1 pseudogene is annotated in these 263 nt (G+C 44.1%); it reads right to left on the bottom strand.

Annotation, left to right across the window (positions count from 1 at the left end):
- Window positions 1–183, bottom strand: a pseudogene (locus SB775_RS30630) (DNA polymerase/3'-5' exonuclease PolX); the annotation flags it as partial.
- Between the last annotated feature and the right edge of the window lie 80 nt (window positions 184–263).

Below are 263 nucleotides of genomic sequence, written 5' to 3'. Positions count from 1 at the left end.
GCCCGTGCCTTTGCCGATGCCTTTCAGCTTCGTCACGTCCTCTATTTCATCCAGGCTGCGCTGGTCGAGTTCGAGTGCTTGGGCGGCTTTCCGGAAAGCCGAAACTTTAAACGGGTTATCCCCTTTTAATTCCATATATAGTGCGATATTTTCCAAAGTGCGGATAATGATTTTCTTGTTCATAAAACACAAACCTCCCTAATCGGTTCATAAAAAAACTCCCCTCGTAAGAGAGAAGTTCCTACTACATATAAATATACCAC

It is taken from the genome of Peribacillus sp. SIMBA_075 (assembly GCF_046534585.1).
The sequence above is the reverse complement of the archived record's forward strand: the minus strand, read 5'-3'. Positions and strand labels throughout refer to the sequence as shown.